This window comes from Pseudomonas gingeri, from assembly GCF_013385635.1.
GTDB lineage: Bacteria > Pseudomonadota > Gammaproteobacteria > Pseudomonadales > Pseudomonadaceae > Aquipseudomonas > Aquipseudomonas gingeri_A.
This window is the reverse complement of the sequence record NZ_JACAPR010000011.1, coordinates 521,030-544,639: the sequence shown is the minus strand read 5'-3', so window position 1 is coordinate 544,639 and position 23,610 is coordinate 521,030. Positions and strand designations below refer to the sequence as shown.

Annotated in this window: 22 protein-coding genes and 1 pseudogene; 10 read left to right on the top strand and 13 right to left on the bottom strand. The window is 63.7% G+C overall.

Annotation, left to right across the window (positions count from 1 at the left end):
- Both glnQ and HX851_RS16440 read left to right on the top strand, forming a co-directional pair.
- Nucleotides 1-100: pseudogene (gene glnQ / locus HX851_RS16445) on the top strand (glutamine ABC transporter ATP-binding protein GlnQ); the annotation flags it as partial.
- 186 nt (nucleotides 101-286) lie between these two features.
- Entirely contained in the window at nucleotides 287-1,225 is a 939-nt protein-coding gene (locus HX851_RS16440; protein WP_256262713.1) for an SDR family oxidoreductase, read from the top strand.
- Nucleotides 1,226-1,233: 8 nt separating this feature from the next.
- Here HX851_RS16440 and gcvA read toward each other — a convergent pair whose 3' ends face one another.
- Nucleotides 1,234-2,157 (bottom strand): transcriptional regulator GcvA, encoded by a 924-nt coding sequence (gcvA, locus tag HX851_RS16435; protein WP_177059512.1) that lies wholly within the window; start codon nucleotides 2,155-2,157, stop codon nucleotides 1,234-1,236.
- A 155-nt stretch (nucleotides 2,158-2,312) separates the two neighbouring features.
- On the opposite strand from gcvA, the gene HX851_RS16430 reads away from it, so the two are divergent.
- From HX851_RS16430 to HX851_RS16415, 4 genes are all read left to right on the top strand, one after another.
- Entirely contained in the window at nucleotides 2,313-3,086 is a 774-nt protein-coding gene (locus HX851_RS16430; RefSeq protein WP_177059514.1) for an SDR family NAD(P)-dependent oxidoreductase, read from the top strand.
- A gap of 29 nt (nucleotides 3,087-3,115) precedes the next feature.
- Nucleotides 3,116-3,457: a carboxymuconolactone decarboxylase family protein gene (locus HX851_RS16425; RefSeq protein ID WP_177065653.1), complete on the top strand. Its 342-nt coding sequence runs from the start codon at nucleotides 3,116-3,118 to the stop codon at nucleotides 3,455-3,457.
- Between the two features lie 82 nt (nucleotides 3,458-3,539).
- A complete protein-coding gene (locus HX851_RS16420; RefSeq protein ID WP_177065655.1) occupies nucleotides 3,540-3,728 on the top strand; it encodes an NAD(P)-binding protein in 189 nt (62 codons plus the stop codon).
- Between the two features lie 350 nt (nucleotides 3,729-4,078).
- A complete protein-coding gene (locus HX851_RS16415) occupies nucleotides 4,079-5,077 on the top strand; it encodes a bile acid:sodium symporter family protein (protein WP_177059520.1) in 999 nt (332 codons plus the stop codon).
- 65 nt (nucleotides 5,078-5,142) lie between these two features.
- On the opposite strand, the gene HX851_RS16410 is transcribed toward HX851_RS16415, so the two are convergent.
- The 7 genes from HX851_RS16410 to HX851_RS16380 all read right to left on the bottom strand — a co-directional run bounded on the left by HX851_RS16410 (nucleotide 5,143) and on the right by HX851_RS16380 (nucleotide 14,734).
- Complete coding sequence (locus HX851_RS16410; RefSeq protein WP_177059522.1) at nucleotides 5,143-5,928, bottom strand: cyclase family protein; 786 nt, start codon at nucleotides 5,926-5,928, stop codon at nucleotides 5,143-5,145.
- Nucleotides 5,925-6,923, bottom strand: a complete 999-nt coding sequence (locus HX851_RS16405; RefSeq protein WP_177059524.1) for a fumarylacetoacetate hydrolase family protein — start codon at nucleotides 6,921-6,923, stop codon at nucleotides 5,925-5,927. Before HX851_RS16405 ends, HX851_RS16410 begins: the two co-directional genes overlap by 4 nt.
- Nucleotides 6,924-6,997: 74 nt before the next feature.
- Nucleotides 6,998-8,233, bottom strand: coding sequence for an MFS transporter (locus HX851_RS16400; protein ID WP_177059526.1), 1,236 nt, complete (start codon nucleotides 8,231-8,233; stop codon nucleotides 6,998-7,000).
- Nucleotides 8,230-10,650, bottom strand: coding sequence for an efflux RND transporter permease subunit (locus HX851_RS16395; protein ID WP_177065657.1), 2,421 nt, complete (start codon nucleotides 10,648-10,650; stop codon nucleotides 8,230-8,232). The genes HX851_RS16400 and HX851_RS16395 overlap by 4 nt, the downstream gene beginning before the upstream one ends.
- Complete coding sequence (locus tag HX851_RS16390; protein WP_177059529.1) at nucleotides 10,647-11,714, bottom strand: WD40/YVTN/BNR-like repeat-containing protein; 1,068 nt, start codon at nucleotides 11,712-11,714, stop codon at nucleotides 10,647-10,649. Before HX851_RS16390 ends, HX851_RS16395 begins: the two co-directional genes overlap by 4 nt.
- Nucleotides 11,714-13,072 carry a DUF1329 domain-containing protein gene (locus tag HX851_RS16385; RefSeq protein ID WP_177065659.1) on the bottom strand — a complete coding sequence of 453 codons (1,359 nt, stop codon included), beginning with the start codon at nucleotides 13,070-13,072 and terminating at the stop codon, nucleotides 11,714-11,716. Before HX851_RS16385 ends, HX851_RS16390 begins: the two co-directional genes overlap by 1 nt.
- A 39-nt stretch (nucleotides 13,073-13,111) precedes the next feature.
- Nucleotides 13,112-14,734 (bottom strand): DUF1302 domain-containing protein, encoded by a 1,623-nt coding sequence (locus HX851_RS16380; protein ID WP_256262712.1) that lies wholly within the window; start codon nucleotides 14,732-14,734, stop codon nucleotides 13,112-13,114.
- Nucleotides 14,735-14,959: 225 nt separating this feature from the next.
- On the opposite strand from HX851_RS16380, the gene HX851_RS16375 reads away from it, so the two are divergent.
- Nucleotides 14,960-15,904, top strand: a complete 945-nt coding sequence (locus tag HX851_RS16375) for a LysR family transcriptional regulator (protein ID WP_177059533.1) — start codon at nucleotides 14,960-14,962, stop codon at nucleotides 15,902-15,904.
- On the opposite strand, the gene HX851_RS16370 is transcribed toward HX851_RS16375, so the two are convergent.
- From HX851_RS16370 to HX851_RS16360, 3 genes are all read right to left on the bottom strand, one after another.
- On the bottom strand, nucleotides 15,882-16,616 hold the full coding sequence (locus tag HX851_RS16370) for a CPBP family intramembrane glutamic endopeptidase (RefSeq protein ID WP_177059535.1): 735 nt from the start codon (nucleotides 16,614-16,616) through the stop codon (nucleotides 15,882-15,884). The genes HX851_RS16375 and HX851_RS16370 overlap by 23 nt on opposite strands.
- A 75-nt stretch (nucleotides 16,617-16,691) precedes the next feature.
- Complete coding sequence (locus HX851_RS16365; protein ID WP_177059537.1) at nucleotides 16,692-17,924, bottom strand: MFS transporter; 1,233 nt, start codon at nucleotides 17,922-17,924, stop codon at nucleotides 16,692-16,694.
- Nucleotides 17,925-18,062: 138 nt separating this feature from the next.
- Nucleotides 18,063-18,836 (bottom strand): SDR family NAD(P)-dependent oxidoreductase, encoded by a 774-nt coding sequence (locus tag HX851_RS16360; protein ID WP_177059539.1) that lies wholly within the window; start codon nucleotides 18,834-18,836, stop codon nucleotides 18,063-18,065.
- A 138-nt stretch (nucleotides 18,837-18,974) separates the two neighbouring features.
- Between HX851_RS16360 and HX851_RS16355 the strand changes: the two genes are divergently transcribed.
- Complete coding sequence (locus HX851_RS16355; RefSeq protein WP_177065661.1) at nucleotides 18,975-19,880, top strand: LysR family transcriptional regulator; 906 nt, start codon at nucleotides 18,975-18,977, stop codon at nucleotides 19,878-19,880.
- 87 nt (nucleotides 19,881-19,967) lie between these two features.
- On the opposite strand, the gene HX851_RS16350 is transcribed toward HX851_RS16355, so the two are convergent.
- Together HX851_RS16350 and HX851_RS16345 are read right to left on the bottom strand one after the other, a co-directional pair.
- Nucleotides 19,968-20,831 (bottom strand): NAD(P)-dependent oxidoreductase, encoded by an 864-nt coding sequence (locus tag HX851_RS16350; protein ID WP_177065663.1) that lies wholly within the window; start codon nucleotides 20,829-20,831, stop codon nucleotides 19,968-19,970.
- Nucleotides 20,831-21,529 carry a GntR family transcriptional regulator gene (locus tag HX851_RS16345; protein ID WP_177065665.1) on the bottom strand — a complete coding sequence of 233 codons (699 nt, stop codon included), beginning with the start codon at nucleotides 21,527-21,529 and terminating at the stop codon, nucleotides 20,831-20,833. Before HX851_RS16345 ends, HX851_RS16350 begins: the two co-directional genes overlap by 1 nt.
- A gap of 123 nt (nucleotides 21,530-21,652) precedes the next feature.
- On the opposite strand from HX851_RS16345, the gene HX851_RS16340 reads away from it, so the two are divergent.
- Both HX851_RS16340 and HX851_RS16335 read left to right on the top strand, forming a co-directional pair.
- Nucleotides 21,653-22,495: a fumarylacetoacetate hydrolase family protein gene (locus HX851_RS16340; RefSeq protein WP_177059546.1), complete on the top strand. Its 843-nt coding sequence runs from the start codon at nucleotides 21,653-21,655 to the stop codon at nucleotides 22,493-22,495.
- Nucleotides 22,496-22,585: 90 nt separating this feature from the next.
- A complete protein-coding gene (locus tag HX851_RS16335; RefSeq protein ID WP_177065667.1) occupies nucleotides 22,586-23,548 on the top strand; it encodes a helix-turn-helix domain-containing GNAT family N-acetyltransferase in 963 nt (320 codons plus the stop codon).
- Nucleotides 23,549-23,610: the final 62 nt, after the last annotated feature.

Here is a 23,610-nt window from a genome sequence, read left to right as displayed (position 1 = left end):
GGACAAGGGCGAGATCGTCGAGCAGGCGGCGCCGAACGACTTCTTCGACAATCCGCAGAACGAGCGGACCAAGTTGTTCCTCAGCCAGATCCTGCATTGATTCCCACAACGCTTGCTCAGTGCTCGTTTATCCGCGTATTGCCGTCTTGATGAAACTGACCGCAAAACGGTTTCATCAAGACGGCAACGCCGCTGTGCTAGTTTTTCCGGCGCGGACAACCCGCACCGGTTTCATCAAGCACGCGTTGAGAAAGAGCATGGCACGAGTTTCCGCAGGTACGGCAGCATGGGTATTCGGCATTCCAGTGGCACTGCTCGCCACGCTGTCGAGCGCTGCCTCGACAGCCAAGGCCGAGCCAACCGTCATGAGCCTCTGCCAGCCGGTAGCCACAGCAGCATCCGCGCCACTGCTGGCCGCCTGGGCAAGCCCCTTGACTGGCTGGTGTCCTATGCAAACGGGCAACGCAGTCACCAGGAGTTCGTCCATACCACGGTGAAGTTCGACCGCGACCGCACTCAAGTCGGAGAGTCCGGATACAGCGTCACCCTTTGTGCCGAAAGCCCACTTATCCCAGAGGTTATCGGCATGCTCCACGGTAAAACCGCACTGATCACCGGCGGCTCGTCAGGCATCGGCCTGGCGATTGCCGCCGATGTTCGCCGCCAGGCCGACATGCAATCGGTACGCGAGCAGGTCGAGCTGGCGTTCGGCAGCCTCGACATCCTGTTTGCCAACGCCGGGGTCGCCTATGGCACGCCGCTGGCGAGCACCGACGAGGCGATGATCGACCAATTGCTGGCGGTCAATGTCAAGGGCGTCTATTTCGCCGTACAGGCCCTGGTGCCACTGATGCCCAAGGGCGGTTCGATCATTCTCAACACCTCCTGGCTCAACCAGATCGGCGCCCCGGGCCGCTCGTTGCTGTCGGCGTCCAAGGCCGCGGTGCGCTCCTTCGCCCGGACCCTGTCCGCCGAGCTGCTGGACCGGCAGATCCGCGTCAATGCCGTCAGCCCCGGTTCCATAGCGACCCCGCTGCATCGCCAGGCGGGGCAGACACAGGAGGCGTTCGAGGCCTATGCGGCCAAGGTCGGCGGCCAGGTGCCCGCCGGCCGCATGGGCTTGCCGGAGGAAATCGCCGAGGCGGTCTGCTTCCTGGCAAGCGACCGCTCGCGCTATATGCTCGGAGCTGAAATGGTCATCGACGGCGGCCGGGCGGAGTTGTAGTCCATGACTCAAACGCCGATGGCCGGGGACACTTGCTCAAGTAACCAGTCACGAAACGCCTGGATCTTCGCCAGCCCTTCCGCCTCTGGGCGATAGACGATGTAATAGGCGAACGCCAGCGGGTGGCTGGCTTCGCCAAAGGGGCGGATCAGCCGCCCGGCCGCCAGGTCTTCACGCAACATCACGCTACGTCCCAGGGCCAACCCCTGGCCGTCGATGGCCGCTTGCAGTACCGCCGCCGAATTGTTGATGCGCAACCCGTGCTCGGCATTGATATCACCGTATCCCGACGCATCGAGCCAGGTGCGCCATGTCGGGTAGGCCGGGTCGCCGGCCATCGACAAGTCATGGATCAATGTCGCCTCAACCAGTCTCGCCGGCGGCAATCGCCCGTTCTCCAGCAGTGGATAACCGGGCGCGCAGACCGGGTACATTTCCTCGTCCATCAGCTTGATCGCCGTCAGTCCCGGCCAGCGTCCGGCGCCGTATCGAACGCCGATATCCATGCCTTCGGCAATGAAATCCAGCGGGCGCAGGTTGGTGTCCAGCAGCACATCGGTCTGCGGATGGGCCAGCTGGAAACGCTCGATGCGCGGCAACAGCCACTTGGCGGCAAACGCCGGGCTCACCGTCACGGTCAGGCCGGTACTGAGCGAACCCTCCTTCAAGCGCGCCAGACCGACGCCCAGGCGTTCGAAGCCTTCGCGAATATCCGGCAGCGCCTTGCGCGCGACATCGGTCAGCACCAGTCGCGCCGAACCGCTGGAGGCGCGATTGAACAGCGTCACGCCCAACCAGGACTCCAGGGTTCGCACCTGCTGCCCGACCGCTGCCGAGGTCACATGCAGTTCGGCGGCCGCTGCCGAAAAGCTCTGGTGCCGGGCCGCCGCTTCAAAGGCGCGCAGGGCATTGAGGTAGGTAGGAGCGCTCATAGGTTAAAGATTTTCTTTAATGACTGAAAAAAACTTCTGGTTTGTGAGCGCTGTCGGCAAAGCGAAGAATAGCAACCAAGCCGAGGCACTACAGCAATCAAGTGCAAGAGTAGAACGGCCAAGACTATTTCACCAACCCAGCGCAGGGCAACAACATGAAAAGATTTTCTTCCAAGGTCGCCATCGTCACCGGCGGCGGTTCAGGGATCGGTAAAGAGGTTGCAAAACGCCTGGTGGCCGAAGGCGCCAGCGTGGTGATCGGCGGCCGTGACGCGGCAAAACTGCAACAAGCCGCCGCGCAGATCGACCCTACCGGCCAACAGGTACGCTTCCTCGCCGGTGATATCGCCAAGCCCGCCACCGCCAAGGCCCTGGTCGAACTGGCCAGCGCCGAGTTCGGCGGCGTCGACATCCTGATCAACAATGCCGGCGTGTTCAATCCCAAGCCCTTCCTGGAACTGGACGAGCAGGAATACGACGGTTTCGTCGACATCATTCTCAAGGGCAAATTCTTCATGGCCCAGGCCGCGGCCAAGGCAATGCAGCAGCGTGGCGCTGGCGCCATCGTGCAGACCGGTTCGCTGTGGGCCCTGCAAGCCATCGGCGCGACACCCTCGGCGGCCTATTCGGCAGCCAACGCGGGCGTACATGCCCTGACCCGCAACCTGGCCATCGAGCTGGCGTCGTCGAATATCCGCATCAACACCGTGGCCCCCGCCGTGGTGGAGACGCCGGTATACAACACCTTCATGGACAACGAGCAGGTCAAGACCGTGTTGCCGACCTTCAACGCCTTCCACCCGCTGGGCCGCAACGGTCAGCCGGGCGACGTCGCGGAGGCGATCCTGTTCATGGCCTCGGAGCAGGCGTCGTGGATTACCGGCACCGTGCTGCCGGTCGATGGCGGCGTCACCGCGGGCCGTATCTGAACCCTGTATCCGAACCAAGGGAAAACATCATGCTCGACTGGAATGAATACCGCGAAAGCCTGCTGGGCCGCGTGGGCGACCTGGCGAAACTGTCCCCCGACACCGTGCGCGGCCTGCAGGTGCTGGATGGCGCCGGCGCGAAAACCGGACATCTGGATGCCAAGACCCACGAATTGATCGCCCTGGCCGTGGCGGTCACCACCCGCTGCGACGGCTGCATCGCCGTGCACACCAAGGCCGCGGTCAAGCACGGGGCTTCCCGCGAGGAGATCGCCGAAGCCCTGGGCGTGGCCATCGCGCTCAATGCAGGCGCGGCAGTGACCTACTCCGCACGGGTACTCGACGCCTACGCGGCCCTGGACAACCACTGATAGCAACCTGGCGAAACACGCCCGTCTCGCCCCGCACCAGGGGGCCATGCGGGCGTTCTGGCCTTTGACCCGGAGCATCGCAATGAACAGCGGCAAGGTGGCGATTATCGGCGGCGGCCTGAGCGGCCTGTACACGGCGTATCGATTATCGCGCATGAATGTTGACTGGGTGCTGATCGAAGCCCGTACCCGCCTCGGCGGCCGTATCCTGTCAACGCCCGGTCCGGGACCACGACACGATCTGGGCCCTGGCCCGGCAACTGCCGCCTGAGTGGATTGTTCTCGACAGCCGGATCAGCAGCCTGCGCTCGACGTCGAGCGGTAAGGACTGGGCCGGCGACGGCCTGACGGCCACCGAGGCCGATCTCCACGACCAGACGGGTCACACCCACAGTCACCGGGTGCAGCCTGTGCAAGGCCACTGGGCCGGACGGCTGATCGTCTCGGGCAGCGAAGCGGCGCAGGAACACCCGGGTTATATGGAGGGTGCACTGGAAGCCGCCGACCAGGCGCTGCGCGATGTCCTTTAGGCGATATCCGCGGGCTTATTGGCGTTAGTCGGCAATCGCCAGACAGGTTAAAGTCCACATAACGTTTTTTTGCTCCCGGATAACCCAGCCGATGACCCGCCCCCGCTTCTTGCCCGACAACTTCACCCTGACCCTGATCAGCGTGGTGATTCTCGCCAGCCTCCTGCCCGCTGGCGGCCAGGTCGCCGTCGGCTTCGGCTGGCTGACCAATATCGCCATTGCCCTGCTGTTCTTCCTGCACGGTGCCAAACTGTCGCGCGAGTCGATCATCGCCGGCGCCGGGCACTGGCGCCTGCACCTGCTGGTGTTCGGCCTGACCTTTGTCCTGTTCCCGCTGCTGGGCCTGGCGCTCAAGCCACTGCTGTCGCCGCTGATCGGTGACAAGCTGTACATGGGCATGCTCTATCTGTGCGCCCTGCCGGCCACGGTGCAGTCGGCGATCGCCTTCACCTCCCTGGCCCGTGGCAACGTACCGGCAGCCATCTGCAGTGCGGCGGCGTCGAGCCTGTTCGGCATTTTCCTCACGCCGTTGCTGGTGACCCTGCTGCTGAATGTCCATGGCGACGGCGGCTCGACCCTTGATGCGATCCTGAAGATCAGCGTGCAACTGCTGCTGCCATTCATTGCCGGACAGATCGCCCGGCGCTGGATCGGCGCCTGGGTGGGACGCAACAAGAGCTGGCTGAAGTTCGTTGACCAGGGCTCGATCCTGCTGGTGGTCTACAGCGCATTCAGCGAGGCGGTGAACGAAGGCATCTGGCACCAGATCCCACTGTGGGACCTGGGCGGCCTGGTGGTGGTCTGTGGCGTGATCCTGGCGCTGGTGCTGCTGGCGTCCACCGTGCTGGGCAAGGCCTTCGGCTTCGACCAGGAAGACCGTATCACCATCCTCTTCTGCGGCTCGAAGAAAAGCCTGGCGACCGGCGTGCCGATGGCCCAGGTGCTGTTCGCCGGCAGCACCATCGGCGTGTTGATCCTGCCGCTGATGCTGTTCCATCAGATCCAGTTGATGGTCTGTGCGGTGCTGGCGCAACGTTATGCCAAGCGTCCGGAGTCGGTCAGCGAATTGATGGGTCAGGTCGATCCCTGATCCCCGGTGATATCGATAAAGCCCGCGAGGGCTGCTTTCAAGCAACACTCGCGGGAAGTACCGGACTACTCCTCGAAGATCGCCACCGCCCGGACAAAACCCGCCGAGGCATGCTTGATCTTGTAGGGGAAACAGGACACTTCGAAACCATGGGCAGGCAGGGACTCCAGGTTGGCCAGTTTCTCCATCTGCCCGTAACCGATCTCGCGCCCGGCCTTGTGCCCTTCCCAGATGATCGAGCTGTCACCGCTGGCGGCAAATCGGGCGCGGGTATGGCTGAAAGGCGCGTCCCAACTCCAGGCATCGGTGCCCACCACCCGGACGCCGCGTTCGAGCAGGTACAACGTGCCTTCGCGGCCTATGCCCACGCCCGCCTCCAGATAACCGGGCTGACCGAACAAGGCCCCGGCCCGGGTGTTCACCAGGACGATATCCAGCGGCTGCAGGACATAATCGATACGCGCCAGTTCCGCCTCTATCTGCGCGGCGCTGACCACATCGCCGTCCGGCAGATGGCGGAAATCCAGCTTCACCCCGGGACGCAGGCACCATTCCAATGGCAGTTCATCGATACCGTACGCGGGCTTGCCGCCATCGGTGGTCGAGGCGTAATGCCACGGCGCATCCATATGCGTGCCACTGTGGGTGGTGATGTGCAGGCGCTCGGCGGCCCAGGCTTCCTGTCCCGGCAGCTCTTCAAGGCGCAAGCCGGGAAACATTGCCAGCAGCTCCGGAGCCCCGGCCTGGTGGTCGGTGTATTCGATCTTCGGCAACAAGGGCGGCGGGTCGGTGTAGGGGTTGTTTTCCAGGGTCACCGAGAGGTCGACCAGGCGTCGCTTGCGTGGTGTCATGGCCGCACCTCCCCGGTCGGCAAGCCGGCGTCGACGATACGCTGGTCGATGGCGCCGAATACCGAGTCGCCTGCACGGTCGAACGCCTCGATGCGGATGCGCTCGCCAAAACGCATGAAGCCGGTCTGCGCCTGACCCTGTTCGATCATCTCGATGGCGCGGCGCTCCGAGATACAGGCTGAACCGACCGCCCGATCGACATTCGACACCGTGCCCGAACCGATGATGGTACCGGCTCGCAGACGCCGGGTCCGGGCCGCATGAGCGATCAGTTCGGCAAAGCTGAAACTCATCTCGGCGCCGTCCGGCTGGCCGAACCATTTCTGATTCCAGGTCACCGTCAGCGGCAGGCACACTCGCCCGTCACGCCAGGCGCTGCCCAGCTCCTGCGGCGTCACGGCCACCGGCGAAAAACTCGAGGAAGGCTTGGCCTGGAAGAATCCGAAACCGGTGCTGACTTCGTGCCGGAGAAAACCCCGCAAGCTGACATCGTTGACCAGCATGACCAGCCGCACATGTTGCAAGGCCCGGTCGACCGGACAGCCCATGGGCACCTCGTCGACAATGACCGCGAACTCCCCCTCGAAATCGATCCCGTGGGCCACATCCGGCAGTGGGACATCGTCGCAAGGACCGAGAAAATCGTCACTGGCGCCCTGGTACATCAAGGGAATACGCTCATCGGCCAACGGTGGCAGGTTGAAGGCCTTCTGCAACAGATGGGCATGATTGAGAAACGCCGAGCCATCACACCACTGATAGGCACGGGGCAACGGCGCGCTGACCTGTTTCGGCGCGAACGCAAAGCTTTCGGGTGCTTCGGCCCGGTTCAGCGCCTGATATTGCCGGCCCAGGACTGGCGCGGCTTCGGACCAGTTTTCCAGTGCCTGCTGCAAAGTATCGAAGCCTTGCGCATGCACCGCCTGGCGCAGATCCCTGGAGACGACCAGCAACTGGCCGTCCCGACTACCGTTGTTCAAGGTAGCGAGTTTCATGGAGCAATCCTCGATGGAGTGAAAAGGCTGGATGCAACTGCCCGCCTCCGGCCTCCCGGCGCGGGCGACAAATCTCAGTGCAAGGCCATGTCGTCCGGCACCTGAATCGGGTCCAGCAGCCGCAGGCCGGCCAGCAATGGCGCGATCAGGGCAAAGGCCGCCGCCAGCAGCAACCCCCAGCCGATCACCGCCACCGCTCCGACGCGCCCTTCGGCCAGGCCGGTCAGGGACATGACCAGCAGGGGACTGACAAACTGCCCGCCGAAAAAACCCGCATTGAACAGGCCGGTGCCCTTGCCACGGTGTTCGAAGCTCAAGGTCGAGAGCGCCCAGCTGAGTACCGTAGGCAACGCCAGGCCGCCGCCCAGGCCATTGATCAGCACGGCGATCACCACGGTGCGGTAGTCCACGGCATTGACCAGCAGCAACAGGCCCAGCGAGGAAATCAGGAAGGCCAGCGCCAGCAGCAGGCCCGGTCCGAAACGGCTCAGGCGACGAAAGCACAGGGCACCGACGAACACCGCCGAATGGCCAAGACCGATGGCCATGCCGATGCGTTGCGGCGAGTCGATGCCGATATGCTCCAGCAGGAACCCGGTCTGGACCGGTACGATGAAAAAGCCCAGCGAGGCCAGCAAGGTCATCAGGCAGATCACCGACAGCGAACGCCACGGGAACCCTTTGCCTTGCGGCTCGGACCGGGCCGGCGCGGCCGCTGCCCGGGCTTGCGGCGGCGCCCGCAACGCCAGGTGCATCAGCGGTGCCAGCAGCAGGCCGACGATGTACACCGCAAAGGGTACGCGCCACCCCTGCTCGCCGATGAGGCCGCCGAGCATGAAAAAGGCGGTGGCCGACAAGGAGGTGACAATGGTCTGCCAGGAGAGCAGTTGCACCCGCTCGCGGCCATCGTAATAGTCACCGATCAGCGCCGTGCAGCAGGTCATGATCGCCGCCTCCGCCAACCCCAGTCCGGCCCGGCTGAGCAGGATCGCATCGAGGTCGTCGAGCAGCATCGGCAAGGGACCGCAGATGCCATACAGCAGCATCGCCAGCACCAGCAGGCGCTTGCGCCCGAGGCGGTCGGAAAGCCAGCCGGCGAACGGCGAAAACAGCGCGATCATCAGGGCCGGCAAGGTCAGCACGATCGGCACCAGTACACCGACATTGGCGTTGCCGGCGAAATGCCCGGCGATACGCGGCAACACCGGCGCGATCAGCACGCCACCCAGTACCGGCAGGCAGCTGCCGAGCAGCAGCAATACGCCCGATCCGGTCCGGCTTGGAGCAGCTTGCGACGAGAGCAGACTCATAGGTTTTTTCCTGTTGTTGTTATCGATGAATCGAGCGAAGGCCGGGGTAGCAGAAAGTGCGCCAGGGCCGGCAGCAGCACCAGGGCGCCGATCATGTTCAGCAGGAACATGAAGGCCAGCAGAATGCCCATGTCCGCCTGGAACTTGATCGGGGAAAAGGCCCAGGTCGCCACGCCGACCGCCAGGGTCACCCCCGTCAGCATCACCACTTTGCCGGTGAACAGCAGCGCGTGGTAGTAGGCCTGGGAAAGGCTCTCCCCGGCCCGCTGGCGCGCCAGCAGGATGCTCATGACATACAACGCGTAATCCACGCCGATGCCCACCCCCAGGGCGATCACCGGCAGGGTGGCGACCTTGACGCCGATGCCCAGCCAGACCATCAGGGCCTCGCAGAGAATCGACGTGAGAGCCAGCGGCAGGATCACGCAGATCACCGCCCGCAGCGAGCGGAAGGTCAGCAGGCAGAGCAGGATCACCGCGCCATAGACCCAGAACAGCATGTCGTGGTTGGCCTGCCTGACGACGATATTGGTCGCGGCCTCGATACCGGCGTTGCCGGCGGCCAGCAGAAACCGTACCTGCGCGTCGTTGTTGGCCTGGGCGAAGGCTTCCACCTCGTTCACCAGCCGGGTCAGCGTCACGGCCTTGTGATCGCTCAGGTAAGTGTAGAGCGTGAGGGTATTGCAGCTCTGGTTGAACAGTTCCCGCGGCGCCCGCCCGGTGATCGAGTTGAGCAGCGCCTGGTTGCGGGTCAGGTCATACCATTTCGGATTGCCCTCGCTCATGCCGACCAGCAGGCTGCGATTGAGGCTGGCCAGCGAGGCCGTCGACTCCACGCCGGGCAACTGGCGCAGACGCCACTCCAGGGCGTCGAGGCGCATCAGGGCCGCGTAGTCGGAGCAGGTGCCGTCGGGAGTGCGCACGATCACCGCGAACACATCGCTGCTGGCGCCGTAATGGGCGACCATGAAACCGTTGTCCCGGTTGTAGCGCGAATCCGCCCGCAGTTCGGGAGCCCCGGCGTCGAGATCGCCGACCTGCAGTTGCAGGCTGATCCAGTAGCCACCGCCCGCCAGCAAGGCGCTGACCAGCAACGTGACCGTCGCCCAGCGACGCCGGGTAAAGCGATCGAGGAACGCCCAGAGCGGATGTTTGCGCCCCTGCTCCGCCTGCGCTTCACTGCGCAGGCTGCGTGCCGCGGCACGGGGGCTGACGCCACAATAGCTGAGCAGGATCGGCAACAGGATCAGGTTGGTGAACACCAGCACCGCAACACCGATACTGGCGATCAATGCCAGGTCCTGGATGACCTTGATATCGATCAGCATCAACACCGCAAAGCCCACGGCGTCGCACAGCAGCGCCGTCAGTCCGGCGAGGAACAGCCGGCGAAAAGTGAACCGTGCCGCCACCCGCCGATGCATGCCGCGCCCGATATCCTGCATGATGCCGTTCATCTTCTGCGCACCATGGCTCATGCCGATGGCCAGGACCAGAAATGGCACCAGTACCGAGTAGGGATCGAGTTCGAACCCCAGCAAGGCCACCAATCCCAGTTGCCAGGCCACCGCTACCAGCGAACAGCTCATCACCAGCAGCGTACTGCGCAGGCAACGGGTAAACCCGTAGAGCATGGCCGTGGCGATCAGGATGGCCACGGCGAAGTACAGCAGGACCTGCTGCAGTCCTTCCATCAGGTCGCCCACCACCTTGACGAAGCCGGTGATGTGGATCTGCAGGCCCTGGGCCTGGAACTCACCGCGCAGTTGCTCCAGTTGCCGGGAGAGCGCCGCGTAGTCCAGCGCCTTGCCGGTATTCGGGTCGATCTCCATCAGCGGCACGAAGATCAGGCTGGAGCGTGCGTCCAGGGCGATGATCTGGCCGATCTCCCCGGAGCGCGCGGCATTGCGCCGGACGGTTTCCAGGCTGGCCGCCGAGCCGTCGTAGTCGTCGGGAATCACTCGCCCGCCTTCCACGCCCTCCTCGGTCACGGCCATCCAGCGCATGTTCGGGGTCCACAGGGACTTCATGAAGGGCCGGTCGACGCCGGGCAACAGGAACACCTTGTCGTTGAGGCGGGCCAGCAGATCCAGGTAATGCGCGTCGTAGATGGAATCGCCCGGCGCCTCGACGGCGATGCGCACGGCGTTGCCCAGTCCGGTGAGCTCCTGCTGATTGGCCAGGTAATTGGCGATATAGGGATGTCCCGTGGGAATCATCTTCTCGAAACTGGCGTTGAGCCCGAGGCGGCTGCTGGCGGCCCCCAGTCCCAGGGTCAGCAGCAGGCACAGCCACAACACCAGGCCACGGTGGTTGAACAGCCCACGCTCGATCAGCGAGCCGGAGCGGCTGTCGAAGGTCGCCAGGCTATGCTCGGCGGCGCTCAGGCTCGCGGCGGGCTTGGAAAGACATGTCATTGCAGTACCACCTGTTCCAATCGTTCGATACCCCGCCCGCCCACCACGACCCAGCGGCCGTCCGGCGCCCGGATCAGGGAGGCGACGGCCATGCCCGCTGGCGGCGACTGCTCACGCAACGGCCCGTCTTCGCTGCCGGACAGCAGGCGTCCGGACTGGTCGGCCAGCACCACGCCGCCGTTCTCCAGCGAGCGTGCCGCCATCAGGCTGCTACCGAAGGGATTGTCCAACTGCGCCCAATGCTGTCCCTGGTCGCGGCTGTGCCAGGCATTGCCGCGCAGTCCGGCAACCAGCACATCGCCGTCGGATGACAGGTTCAAGGTGAAAAAGCTGCCTTCATAGGGGCTGGGCAGACGCACGAAATGCGCCCCGGCGTCTTCCGACATCAGCACCAGGCCCTGTTCCCCGGCGACATAGATGCGCGCCCCCTGGCTGGCAATCGCGTACAGGTGGTTGCCCGCCGGGTTGTCCAGACGATCGACCCAGGACTGCCAGGTGACGCCACCGTCCGTGGTATGCAGGATCAGGCCGAAAGCCCCGACCACCGTGCCTACCCGCTCATCGGTAAAATGCACCGCCAGCAGCGGCTTGTCGGCACCTTCGGCGACAAAGACCCGGGCCGCCTTGAGTTGCCGCTGGTATTGCGGGGTATCGTTCGACTTGTCCGCCAAGGCATCGAGCACACGTTGCGCGGCCGCATTGCCGTCCAGTTGCACACTCCAGCTTTCGCCGCCGTCGGCGCTATGCAGCACCATCCCCGCGTGACCCACCGCCCAGCCCTGCTCTGCCGTCGGAAAGCTCACCGCGGTCAGGCTCACGCTCGTCGGGACCACGGCCTGGCGCCAGTGCTGGCCGCTGTCGTCGGAGAGCAGGATCAAACCGTGCTCGCCCACCGCCACCAGGCGCTGCCCGGCTCTGGCGATATCGATCAGTACCGCCCGGGTCGGTGCACTGGCCTGGCGGGCCGGGCGCAACAGCACATCGCTGACCGCGGCTTCGCCGGCCTGGGCTGCGAGGCTGATGCCCAGCACCCCCAGCGCCAGCCAATGAAAAGGCCCGGTCATCAACGCACACCATCGGCCGCCAGGCCGTCCGGGCTGAAGTCGCTGTCGGGGAACGGCTTGACCACTTCGTTGTGCACGCGTTTTTCCGTGACCACGTTGTGCGCCATCCAGGCGCCGGTCTGCAGGTCATACTGACCGTAGAGGCCGCGTACCAGCCCCGGCAGTTCCGGCATCAGGTAAGGCAGTTGAAAGTAGGTGCGCCAGAGTTTCTGGTTGGCATCCCAGCTGTCGCCCAGTACCGCCATCCAGGTGTCTTCGTCCACGTAGAAGCGCCGCTTGGGCATGCTGTGGCGCTTGCCGGCCACCAGGTTGCCCTCCACCACCCAGACACGGTGCAGTTCCCAGCGCATGTAGTCGGGATTGAGAAACCGCTCGCCGAGAATCGCCTCATCCTTCGTCGGTTGCAGGATCATGTTGCTGTTGTAGGGAATCAGCATTTCCTGCTTGCCGACGATCTTCCAGTCGTAGCGGTCCAGCGGTCCGGTGAACACCGAGACCTCGTCGAAGTTGGCCACGCCGGAACTGGTCGGGGTCGGCGTGTCGTAGGACGACACCGGCAGTTTGCGCACGCGCCGCTGGCCGGCCAGGTAGACCCAGGATTGCGGTCCGCCACTGGCATAATCCAGCGGTTCGCGTCCCAGCAGTGCCTCGCCGGCCCGCTGCGGCGGCCCGAGGTTGACCAGCCGGGTCATCCAGTAGACGCCCTTGTACTCGGACTTGCCGTTCTCGAAGTAATACGGCATTTCCCGTTGCGCCTGGACCGTGCTGGACAGGATGCGCTGGCCGCTGGCGGTGATGACGTAGACGTTGTAGTCGTTCTTCCAGGCCACCCCGCGCCAGCTCAGGTGATGGTTCCAGATCACCTCGGCACCGGACTTGGGAATCGGGAACGGGATCCCGCCGCTGGCGCCTTCCAGGGTATTGCCCTGGTTGGTCAGGTGCGCACCGATGGCATTCTTCAGGGTATTGTCGTAGACCCATTGCGGCGCCGCCGCCGTGCGCCGGGAGGGGTAGACGTCGATCCGGTAGCCGGGGTACTTGGCGAACAGCGCCTTCTGCCCATCGCTGAGCTTGTCGCCGTACTGCGCCAGGTTCTGTGCGGTCACCGAATACAGGCGTTTGTCGCTGGCGAAATAGTCCGGGATCCGTGGCCCCGGGCTGATACCGGCCGGGACCTGGTTGAAGCCGTGTTCCCAGGCCGGAATGCTGCCATCGGCATTGCCGGCACGCTCACCGCCCAGGGGCGTCAGGCTGGACTTGAGCTGCTGGGCCTCGGTCTCGCTGACCGCCCAGGACGAAGGCGCGACGGCCAGCAGCAGGCCCGACAGCAGCCACGGATGCAAGGAATCGAGTTTCATGAAACGCACCTCTGGTTATTGTTGTTCTGGAGCAGTCGTTCAAAACGAACGCTGGACGGTAAACGCGAGAAAGTCCCGGTCCTTGAGCGGCTGTCCATAGGTGTTGGCGTTGCTGGCGTCGAGAAAGTTGTCGCTGCCGCCGATGTAGTGCGTGTAGTTGAGGCCGGCTTTCCAGGTCTGCAGGTATTCCAGTTGCAGGCCGATGCTCAGGTCGCCGCCCTTGTCGCCCACGCCGTTGTTGAACTTGCTGATCACCGACGAACGCCCCTTGGGGTTGTAACCCAGTCCCAGCGGCACACTCAGGTCGACACCGGGATAGACCTGGAAGAAGTTCGGCGTGAAGCTCATGCGCAGGCCCCAGGCATCGCGCTCGCTGTTGGGGTCCAGCGCGGCGGCATTTTTGGTGATGCTGGTGCGACGGTGCCAGGCCACTTCGCCGGCCAGGCTGGCCGAGTCCCAGAAACCGTTGCTGTTGAACGAGTACAGGGTCGAGAGTTGCGCATGCAGCGAGTTGCCCACGGCATACAGGGCGTGGCTGTCGTTGTCGCCGAGACCGCCCGGATTGGCCTGCGACAGGCTGACCAGTGGTGTGTTGCGGCGCACCGAGACCTCGCCGGCGACGTTGGCATCGCCCACCGACGTGCTGAAGCTGGCGCCAAAGGCACTGATCCCTTCGGCGTACACCAGCTGGTATTCGCCCAACTGGCCGGTCAGCACGTTCGGTCCGCCACTGTTGGCCCGGGTATAGAGCATCGGGTCCTTGGCGTGATAGCGGATCGCGTAGAGGCCGAAATCGGTGTTCCAGTCTTCGGGCGAAAAGCGCAGCGACAGCCCGTATTGGCCACGATCGCTGGCCTTGATGTCCTTGCCGTGGAAGAACGCCAGGGGTTGCCGGTTGGGGCCGATCGGCCCGCCGACGATCAGCCGCTCGCCACCCTCGCCGACCACGTCCGAGGTGGAGAAGTAACTGCCCACGGCGGGGATACGGTTCTCTTCCCATTCGAACTGGTAATAGGCCGCCACGGAGACGTTGGGTCGCAGCTGGATCTGTCCGGAGAACTGGTTGACCGGGCGGATCAGCTCCTTGAAGGGCGTATTGGGGACCGACGTGGCCTTGATGATATCCACCGGGGCCTGCCCGGCGGCAATGCCGTTGGCACCGAAAAACAGGCTTTCACCCCACAGTACCGTGTGCCGTCCGAGCCGGAAGCTGCCGGGCAGGTCACCCAGGTTGCCCTTGCCGAAGACAAAGGCGTCGAGAATCTCGGCATCGCTGCCATGCAGGGTGCGGGTGTCATCGGTAAAACGGTCATAGGCGACCGAGCGCTGGTTGGCGGTGGCCGGCGAGTCGTTGTCGTTATGTCCTTCGTAGACGCTGTCATACCAACCGGCACCGCTGATCCGCGCACCGAAATTGTTGTAGCGCGCATCGAATTCGGACAGCACGTTCAGGCGATTGGAAATCAGGCCCTTGTTGAAGTTGCGGTCGCTATCGTCCTGGTTGACCGAACCGACCAGCTTGCTGTCACGGTCCTTCAATCGCCAGGCGGCGTTGTACTTGAGCGTGTTGTCCCAGCGCAGATGCAGGTCGGAATCGCCGGTATCGATTTCAAACGCCGCCGCATGGGGCGCAACGCTGATGGCGGCGACTGCCGCAGCCATGGCAGCCAGCTGCCGGGGCGGCCGGACGCCCGTCCAGTTCTTGCAGTTCATCATGCCAACCTCTGACTTGTTATTTTTGTCGTGAAAGGTCTTTGCGAACCTGCATTCCCTGCAGTGCTCGAGGCGATGATAGGTAGCCGGAAAGAATCCGAACAATCGATTATCGGGATGCCATCCATCTAAAAAAAGTGATACAAAGCGGCGTGCTCAACCGGAGAAATGCCGATGCGCTTTCATCACCTGGACCTGAACCTGCTGGTGGTTCTCGATACCCTGCTCACCGAACAGAACATCACTCGCGCGGCCTCCCGGCTGAACGTCAGCCAATCGGCCGCCAGCGGCCTGCTGGCGAGGCTGCGGGAGTATTTCGATGATGAGTTGCTGGTCCAGGTGGGGCGCAAGATGCTGCCGACGCCCCTGGCCCAGGGACTGGCCGAACCGGTACGGCGGGTGCTGCTGGATATCCAGTCGAGCATCGTCAACAAACCCGAATTCGATCCGTTGACCTGCAAGCGGCACTTCAAGCTCATCGCCACCGACTTTGTCACCACGGTGATCCTCAGCCCGCTGGCGCAGCGCCTGCAGCAGCGGGCGCCGCACATCTCCATCGACATCCAGCCGGCCGCCGACAATTACAACCAGATGCTGACCCAGGGCGAAGTCGACTTCGTGATCATGCCGGACCTCTACCTGTCGGACCTGCATGCCAAGGAGTTGCTGTTCGAAGATGACTACCAGTGCGTGGTCTGGCGCGACAACCCGCTGGTGGGCGAGACATTGAGCCTGGAGCAATACCTGCAACTGGGCCATGTCGCCGTCAACTTCGGCAGCAACCGCGAACCGAGCCTGGGGGAAAAGACCCTGCTGCGCTACGGCAAGGCCCGCCGGGTGGAACTGACCACCAGTAGCTTCAATACCGTGCCGCACTTGCTGGTGGGCACCCACCGTATCGCGGTGATGCACCGGAGCCTGGCGGCCCTGTATGCCGGCTTCCTGCCCTTGAAAATCCTGCCGCTGCCCTTCGAACTGCCGCCCCTGCGCGAATTCACCTTGTGGAACAAGATCCTCGACAACGACCCGGCCCACCGTTGGATGCGCTACCTGTTGCAGGAAGTGGCCACGCAGTACTTCCAGTCCGTGGCGCCGGCTACAGCATCGGTACAGCGATAAGCAGAATCGCGCTGCCATGGACAGCCGTCGAGGCCATGACTCCGTAGCGCATGCGCACCAGCGCGCAGGCCAGCCCTTCGAGCAACGTAAAAAGCAATACCGGCCAGCCGAGTTGGGTGACGGTCAGGGCGAGGAACGAATGACAGGCCGAGAACGCCACCGCACTGATCAACGCCGCGCGCAACGCCGTCACGTGCTGTTCCAGGTAGCCCTGCAGAAAACCGCGAAACAGCACTTCTTCCAGGGCATTGGCCCCATAGGCCAGCACCGTCATGCCGATCAGCCAGCTCCAGTAGCCGGGGATCGCCGCGGGTTCGATACCCTGGTAGACGCGCAACGGCAAACCCATCAGGCAGCCGACCGCGATGCCCACCGCCAGGCCCCCGATTCGATTGCCCTTGAAGACCACCAGCAGTTGCCACAGTTCCGGCGTCAGACGCGCAAGCATGCCAACCAGCCCAAGTGACAAAGCCCCCAGCACCGCCAGCACCCACGGATTGGCGATAAATCCGATCTGCAAATCGCTGCTAAGCGACCACAGGCCCAACGGCGTCATTGCATCGCGCATCAGCACGAAGGCCAACAGCAGGATCACGATACGCAAGGCCGGCTGGGTCCTGGGGATTAACGCGAACCAGAGACCACAGAGAACCAGACCCGGAATCAGGTAGATCCCATAGTCGAGCAGTACGGCAAGACTCTCGTGGAACATTCGGCTATCCCTGGCGTTGATGTTGAGTGAGAGCCGGCCAGTGTAAACGATTGCCGCGATATCCCGGGTGGCGACTCAGTGCTGACGCACCTGCTGGTTGCGGGTCGCGATCACCACGATCAACGCCGCAAGGACGAATCCCGCGGAAACCTGGGGAATGAGTTGTGGACCCAGCCCGTTGATGATCAGGCCGCCGATCAGTGCGCCCAGGCCAATCCCGGCGTTGAATACCGAGACATTGATCGAAGTGGCCGCGTCCGCCCCACCGTCGATGACGGAGGCGCCCTTGAATACCGAGGTCTGCAGCAGTACCGGCAACGCACCGTAGGCCGCGCCCCAGATCGCCAGGATCGCCACCATCGAGGCATGGCTGGTGGCAACCAGGTTCATGGCCAGCAAGCTGGCCGCCAGCATCATCGTTACCACAACCAGGCAGCCCTGCGGCGAACGGCTCGCGAAAGGCCCCACGGCAAAATTGCTGACCACGCCCGCCGCCCCGTAGATCAACAACATCACGCTGATCTGCGCCGGGGTCTGCCGGGCGATCTGCTCGAGATAAGGCGCAATGTAGGTGTAGGCCAGGAAGTTGCCGGTCACGATCAGCGCGGTGGTGCCGAATACCGCCAACAACGGACCGTTGCCGAGGACCCGGGACATCGCTCCGCGAATCGACGCATTGGAAATGCGCACGGCGGGCACCGACCAGGCGATGGCGATAAACACCAGGAGACTCAACACCGTGAGGGCGGCGAATACCGCGCGCCAGCCCTCCTGCCCACCGAGGATGGCTCCGGCCGGAACCCCGAGCACAGCGGCAAGGGACACGCCGCCGAAGACGACCGAAGTGGCACGCACGGCGTTGCGGGCAGAAACGAGATGCACCGCCGTCACCACAGCCGTCGACCAGAACACTCCGATCGCCGCCGCCACCAGAACGCGCCCGGCCAGTACGACAAAGTAGTTCGGGGCCAGGAAGGTCAGCAGGTTGCCCAGACAGCAGACGGCCAGCAGGCCGGCCATCAGCGCCTTCCTGTTGATCGCGCCCACCAGGCTGGTCAGCAACGCGGCGGTAAGCGCCACCACGAAGGCGAAGCCCGTGACCAGGTAGCCGGCCTCGCCCAGCGAGACATCCAGCCCCGCCGCCATCGAGGGCAGCACGCCCACCGGCATCAGTTCGGTGCTGACAAAGGAAAAGCAGCCCAGGCTCAGGGCGGCGACGGCAACCGCGCTCCGCCCCCTGGAATAGGGTTTGGCCGGCACACCGGCTGAATCTGAAGTGTGGCTTGAGTGTGTAGCGGTAGATTGCATGGGTCGATCCATCCGGAGAGAGTGGTAAGTACCGGTTTCGCGGGCGCAACGAGGCCCCTTCCGGGCATCGACAGACGCCAGGTTCCGGTTCAGATTGGGATTGATTGCAGGCGCCGTCGCGACGCCCGGGTCGGCCTGCTAGTGTGGCAGCGCGACACCAGACAATTCGGCGCAAGCCGACAGGAAGCGTTCTTGCACCTTGATATCCAGGGCCGCTTTCATCGCCGTGGCGGGTCGCTGGTGGTAGAAGTAGCCACCGGTCACCTGGGTCTCGGCAGCGATGCCAGCGGCCAGCCAGGCTTGCGTGCGTGGAGCCAGGTCGAGGTCATCCGACGCATCCGGTCCCCCCATCTTCGTTGGGACCCAACCAGGTTCAAGGCTGTTGGACAGGACATCGGGCCAGCGACGGGCCACCGCGAAGGCCAGCAGCACATTGTGCAGCTTCGAGTCCGAATACGCCTGAGTGCCATTCCACGGGCGTTGCTCCCAGGTCAGGTCCTTCAGCGACGGGTCGCCGCAGCAATGCAACCGCGAACTGACATAGACCAGCCGCTCCGGGCACTTCACCAGTGCCGTCAGGATATAGGGCGCCAGCGCATTGACCGCGAAGACATGCGGCAGACCGTCGACGGTGGCAAGACGCCTGGGCTCCTGATAACCGACCCCGGCGTTGTGGATGATGGCGTCGAAGTCACCGAGGGCATTGATACGCCCGGCCAATGCCTTGGTTTCGGCGATGCTCGACAGGTCGGCACAGAGTACCGTTTCGGCGCCCGGCACCTGCGCCAGGGCATGTGCCCCGCGTGCTTCGTCGCGAGCGTGCAGCACGACCCCGTGGCCCTGCTCCACCAGCAATCGCGCAGCCATCTGGCCGAGACCGTCGGAAGACCCGGTGATAAGGATGCGTGCCATGTTCATTACTCCTCTGTGTACGAATTCAACGTTGTTCCGCTGCCGCGCAGCGGTACAACGCATGGGAGCAATTCTGGGTTTGCGGTCGTGGATTTGCGATAGCATGAAAGACATATTACTTATGCTGGCGAGTCACTAATGAAAGCATTCAGTTCGCGTTTGCTGGAGGGCGTGGATGTCCTCGCGGCAGTGGTCGATACCCGCAGTTTCGGCGCTGCCGCCGAAGTCCTGGACATGTCGCAATCAGGGGTCAGTCGGGCGATCGCCCGGCTCGAGGCGAGACTGGGCATTCGTGTCTTCGAGCGGACGACGCGCTCGGTCAGGCTGACGGATGAAGGACGCCGCTTCTACGAGCAAGTCATGCCACTGATCGGTGCCCTCACCGAAGCAACCGGCAGCGCGGCCGGGGATGCGCGGAAAATCCAGGGACGCCTGCGCGTCAATGTCGACCCGTTGTTCGCCCAGCTTGTCCTCGGACCGCGCCTGGGCACTTTCATGGACAACCATCCGGAGCTGGAGATAGAGCTGCGTTGCCGGGATGACCTGGGCGATCTGGTGGCCGATGGTTTCGATCTGGCGCTGCGCTTTGGCCATCCGCAGCCCTCGTCACTGGTGGCCAGAAAACTGTTCGATACACGGGTGTTCGCCATGGCCTCGCCGGCTTATCTGCAAAGGTTCGGACACCCGCAAACCCCGCAGGAACTGGAATCCGCCCAGCACCGCTGCATCCTTTTCCGCGAGCCGGTGACCGGCAGGCCCTTTGCCTGGGAGTTTCATCAAGGCCGCCGGAAACTGCTGGTCAAGCCCCACGGCACACTCACCGTCAATGACCCGGGCACGCTCCACAGCACTTGCCTGGCCGGCCTCGGCATCGCCCAACTGTTCGAGCTCGGTGTCGAGCAGTACATCGCCGCCAAGCAGCTGACGCTGGTTTTCCCCGAATGGGCAGACAAGCGCTTCCCCTTGTATGCGTATTATCCGTCCCGACATCACCTGCCGGCCAAGACCCGCGCGCTGCTGGACTTTGTCGCCGGCCTGGTGTGATTGCGCAGGCAATAAAAAACCCGGTGTTACCACCGGGCCGAAAGGTTCGAGAAGCAGGTCGGCCGGCACAGTCCGACCGACAGCTCACTAGCGGGCAAACAGCTTGACCACACTGGTCATGTTGAGCTCGCCCAGGCCTTGTTGGCTGGCCGAACTGAACACCTGGCGCGCTGCCTCGATGGTCGGCGCAGCCGCGGCGCCACCGGCCGCACTCACCGCATAGCCAAAATCCTTTTCGATCAGGGCCACCGGGAACTGCGGGGCGAAATTGCCGGCCGTCATCGACGCCGCGCTGCGTTGGGCCGCGACACTGGAGACAGAAGTCGCGCCGACGGCCTCGAACGCCTTGCCCAGGTCCACGCCATGGGCGCCGAGGATGCCGAAGAGTTCGGCCAGGGTGGTCACTTGCACGCCCAGCAGGGCGTTGGTCGCCAGCTTGACCAGCGCACCGGCCCCCAGTGCACCGACATGATGAATCGACGCGCCCATGGCCTGCAGTACTTCCTCCGCCGCCTCGACCGCTGCCGCCTCGCCACCGACCAGGAACACCAGTTGCCCGGCTTCGGCCTGGGGACGCGAACCGGATACCGGTGCATCGATCAGCGACAAGCCCCTGGCCCGTGCCGCCTGACCCAGTTGCAGCACCCACTCATGGGAAACCGTGGAGCTTTCTATGGCAATGCCTGAAGCGGTCATCCCGGCAAAGGCCCCGTGCTCCGGGTGCAGCCAGACGTCACTTGAGGCCGCATCATCGCGCACCATGCTGAGGACGATGGAAGCACCCGTCGCGGCCTCTTTCGGTGTCGCGGCAGACGATGCACCGGCCGCGACCAGTTCCTCGGCAGCCTGCGCGGTACGGTTCCAGACGGTAACGGTGTGCCCGGCCCGCAGAAGGTTCGCCGCCATGCGCGAACCCATGGCCCCAAGGCCCAATACAGCGATAGTGGTCATTACTTGGTCTCCGATGTTTGCTGGACGCCAGTCCCCTGGAGCCCTTGCATTAAAGCTTCCGATGTTTCCCGAATATGCCGCGTGACCAGCTCGACAGCCGCGTTCGCATCCTTGGCCAGGGCGGCATCGCGCAACGCCTGGTGCTCGCCATCGAGATCCCTGGAGCCGGCGGTCATGGCCACCGACAACGCCCGATAACGTGAATATTGCTCGAACAGCATGGTGCGCATGCGCAACAGCCAGGTGTTGGGACAGGCGCTGACCAAGGCTTCATGAAACGTCTTGTGTACGTCATGCCAGGTCCTGGCGTCGTAATGACTGCCGGAGTCGGGGCCCGCGGCCCTGGACAGACCGTGGTAGGCCGACACCAACCGGGTCTCCCAGGTGACGTCGCCATTTTCGATGGAGTGGCGCAGGCAACTGCTTTCCATCTCGATACGGGCCTGCGTCAGGTCGGCCAGGTCGTCGAGGGAGACCGGCGCGATGCGAAAGCCCTTTTGTGGCTCCGCGACCACCAGTTCCTCGGCGGTCAGGCGCGACAGCGCCTCGCGTACCGCACCGCCGCTGGCCTGGTAGTGCTCGGCCAATTCCTTGACATTCACCCGGTTGCCAGGACGCAGCACGCAGGACAGGACGTCCTTGCGCAGTTGTTCGTAAATCGCCTGGGTCAGGCTCTTCGCTGGGTTTTCTACAGACATGGAACCTGGGCTCTCGACGAGTGGTAAATCTTCTTTATTGCATAAAATATATTTTTATCCATAAACTGGACTTTAGCAAGTGCCCGCAACTCACCACCCGTCAACTGAGAGTCGAGGTAATTCATGAAGCTTTGCCGTTTTGGCCCGCACGGCCAGGAGCGCCCAGGTCTGATCGACGCCGATGGACGCATCCGCGATCTCTCGGCGCATGTCGTCGATATCGATCCATCGGTACTTTCCCCGCAGTCACTGGCCACCCTCGCCAGCCTGGATATCAGTGCACTGCCATTGGTAGCTCCAGATGTCCGTTACGCCACACCCGTGGCCCAGGTGCGCAAATTCATCGCCATCGGCCTGAACTACCGCGACCACGCCGAGGAAGCCGGCATGGCGATCCCCGCCGAACCGATCATCTTTCACAAGGCCATCAGTTGCCTCAGCGGACCGAATGACGACATCGTCCAGCCACCCCACTCCACCCAACTGGATTGGGAGCTCGAACTGGGCGTGGTCATCGGCAGCGAAGCCCGCTATGTGTCCGAGTCCGACGCATTGAACTACGTGGCCGGCTACTGCGTGGTCAATGATGTTTCCGAGCGGGCCTTCCAGTTGCAGTCCACGCAATGGGACAAGGGCAAGGGCTGTGACACTTTCGGCCCGGTCGGTCCCTGGCTGGTGACCCGCGATGAAATCGCCGATCCCCAGGATCTGCACATGGGACTGGAGGTCAACGGCGAACGGCGCCAGACCGGCCATTCAAAAACCATGATCTTCAGCGTCGCGCAGATCGTCTCCTACTGCAGCCACTACATGACCTTGCAGCCCGGCGATGTGATTTGCACCGGCACACCGCCCGGCGTGGCCATGGGCATGAAACCCGAGCCCCGCTGGCTGCAACCCGGTGATGAACTGCACCTCTGGATCGAAGGGCTCGGCGAGCAACGGCAGCGGGTGGTTTGCGTCTGATCGGGCAGTTGCCAGCCCGTACCGACAACACTGGACAGCCTCCCGGGAAAATGGTTGTATTATACAACCTTTTTCCAGAGAGGCTTACAGATGAGCACCGACCCATCCCTGGTCGAAGAGATTCGCTCGGCCTCGCGTACCATGGTCCGCGAGCTGGGCTTCATGCGCGCCACCTTGGCCGGCACCGACTATTCGGCATCGGCCGTCCATGCGCTGCTGGAGGTCGAGGCAGCCGGAGCAATGACGGCGGCCCGGCTGGTCCAGGTACTTGGCCTGGAGAAGTCCAGCGTCAGCCGGATGATGGGCAAGCTGATCGACGCGGGAGAACTGCGCGAAACCCTCAGTGCCGAAGATGCCCGGGCCAAACAACTGCTGCTGACCGAGCAGGGCCGGCAGACCGTTGCCCATATCCATCGCCATGGCCGCCTGCAGGTCAGCTCCGCGCTGGAACACTTGAACCCATCGCAACAGCAGGCCGTTGCCCAGGGCCTGGCCGCCTATGCCCGGGCACTCGGCACATCGCGTCTGGACAGTGGCGAGGTTGCGCCCCGTCCCATCACCCTCAGCGCGGGCTACAGGCCGGGCCTGGTGGGACGTGTAGCGGAAATGCACGCTGCTTTCTACTCCCGGCATTACGGTTTCGGACAGTTCTTCGAAAGCAAGATCGCCCTGGGCATTGCCGAGTTCGCCGGTCGCCTGGAGCAACCCTGCAACCGCATATGGGCGGCCATCCACAATGAACGGATCGTCGGCTCGATCGCGATTGACGGGCAGGACCTCGGCAACAACGAAGCCCATTTGCGCTGGTTTATCCTCGATGACGGCTGCCGAGGCAGCGGGATCGGTCGCCAGTTACTCGGTGAAGCCCTGGCCTTCTGCGACCGCTTCGGCTTCTGCGCCACCCAGTTGTGGACGTTCAAGGGACTCGATGCCGCAAGACAGCTCTACGAAGCCCAAGGCTTCCAGTTGACCCAGGAGCAACCGGGCAACCAATGGGGCAGCACGGTCACCGAACAGCAGTTCACCCGCCGCCTGATCCCGGCGACATCCTGATAGCGCCAGACTCTGCGAAAATCCGGCTCATGGGCTTACAATCGAGGGACTTCACCGCACAC

Excerpts from the sequence above, each read along its gene's own strand:
- HX851_RS16390 (WP_177059529.1), bottom strand. The coding sequence starts at position 11,714 with ATGACCGGGCCTTTTCATTGGCTGGCGCTGGGGGTGCTGGGCATCAGC.
- HX851_RS16415 (WP_177059520.1), top strand. The coding sequence starts at position 4,079 with ATGACCCGCCCCCGCTTCTTGCCCGACAACTTCACCCTGACCCTGATC.
- HX851_RS16405 (WP_177059524.1), bottom strand. The coding sequence starts at position 6,923 with ATGAAACTCGCTACCTTGAACAACGGTAGTCGGGACGGCCAGTTGCTG.
- HX851_RS16400 (WP_177059526.1), bottom strand. The coding sequence starts at position 8,233 with ATGAGTCTGCTCTCGTCGCAAGCTGCTCCAAGCCGGACCGGATCGGGC.
- HX851_RS16425 (WP_177065653.1), top strand. The coding sequence starts at position 3,116 with ATGCTCGACTGGAATGAATACCGCGAAAGCCTGCTGGGCCGCGTGGGC.
- gcvA (WP_177059512.1), bottom strand. The coding sequence starts at position 2,157 with ATGAGCGCTCCTACCTACCTCAATGCCCTGCGCGCCTTTGAAGCGGCG.
- HX851_RS16345 (WP_177065665.1), bottom strand. The coding sequence starts at position 21,529 with ATGTCTGTAGAAAACCCAGCGAAGAGCCTGACCCAGGCGATTTACGAA.
- HX851_RS16430 (WP_177059514.1), top strand. The coding sequence starts at position 2,313 with ATGAAAAGATTTTCTTCCAAGGTCGCCATCGTCACCGGCGGCGGTTCA.
- HX851_RS16375 (WP_177059533.1), top strand. The coding sequence starts at position 14,960 with ATGCGCTTTCATCACCTGGACCTGAACCTGCTGGTGGTTCTCGATACC.
- HX851_RS16350 (WP_177065663.1), bottom strand. The coding sequence starts at position 20,831 with ATGACCACTATCGCTGTATTGGGCCTTGGGGCCATGGGTTCGCGCATG.
- HX851_RS16355 (WP_177065661.1), top strand. The coding sequence starts at position 18,975 with ATGAAAGCATTCAGTTCGCGTTTGCTGGAGGGCGTGGATGTCCTCGCG.
- HX851_RS16365 (WP_177059537.1), bottom strand. The coding sequence starts at position 17,924 with ATGCAATCTACCGCTACACACTCAAGCCACACTTCAGATTCAGCCGGT.
- HX851_RS16340 (WP_177059546.1), top strand. The coding sequence starts at position 21,653 with ATGAAGCTTTGCCGTTTTGGCCCGCACGGCCAGGAGCGCCCAGGTCTG.
- HX851_RS16370 (WP_177059535.1), bottom strand. The coding sequence starts at position 16,616 with ATGTTCCACGAGAGTCTTGCCGTACTGCTCGACTATGGGATCTACCTG.
- HX851_RS16420 (WP_177065655.1), top strand. The coding sequence starts at position 3,540 with ATGAACAGCGGCAAGGTGGCGATTATCGGCGGCGGCCTGAGCGGCCTG.
- HX851_RS16410 (WP_177059522.1), bottom strand. The coding sequence starts at position 5,928 with ATGACACCACGCAAGCGACGCCTGGTCGACCTCTCGGTGACCCTGGAA.
- HX851_RS16335 (WP_177065667.1), top strand. The coding sequence starts at position 22,586 with ATGAGCACCGACCCATCCCTGGTCGAAGAGATTCGCTCGGCCTCGCGT.
- HX851_RS16380 (WP_256262712.1), bottom strand. The coding sequence starts at position 14,734 with ATGGCTGCGGCAGTCGCCGCCATCAGCGTTGCGCCCCATGCGGCGGCG.
- HX851_RS16385 (WP_177065659.1), bottom strand. The coding sequence starts at position 13,072 with ATGAAACTCGATTCCTTGCATCCGTGGCTGCTGTCGGGCCTGCTGCTG.
- HX851_RS16360 (WP_177059539.1), bottom strand. The coding sequence starts at position 18,836 with ATGGCACGCATCCTTATCACCGGGTCTTCCGACGGTCTCGGCCAGATG.
- HX851_RS16395 (WP_177065657.1), bottom strand. The coding sequence starts at position 10,650 with ATGACATGTCTTTCCAAGCCCGCCGCGAGCCTGAGCGCCGCCGAGCAT.
- HX851_RS16440 (WP_256262713.1), top strand. The coding sequence starts at position 287 with ATGGGTATTCGGCATTCCAGTGGCACTGCTCGCCACGCTGTCGAGCGC.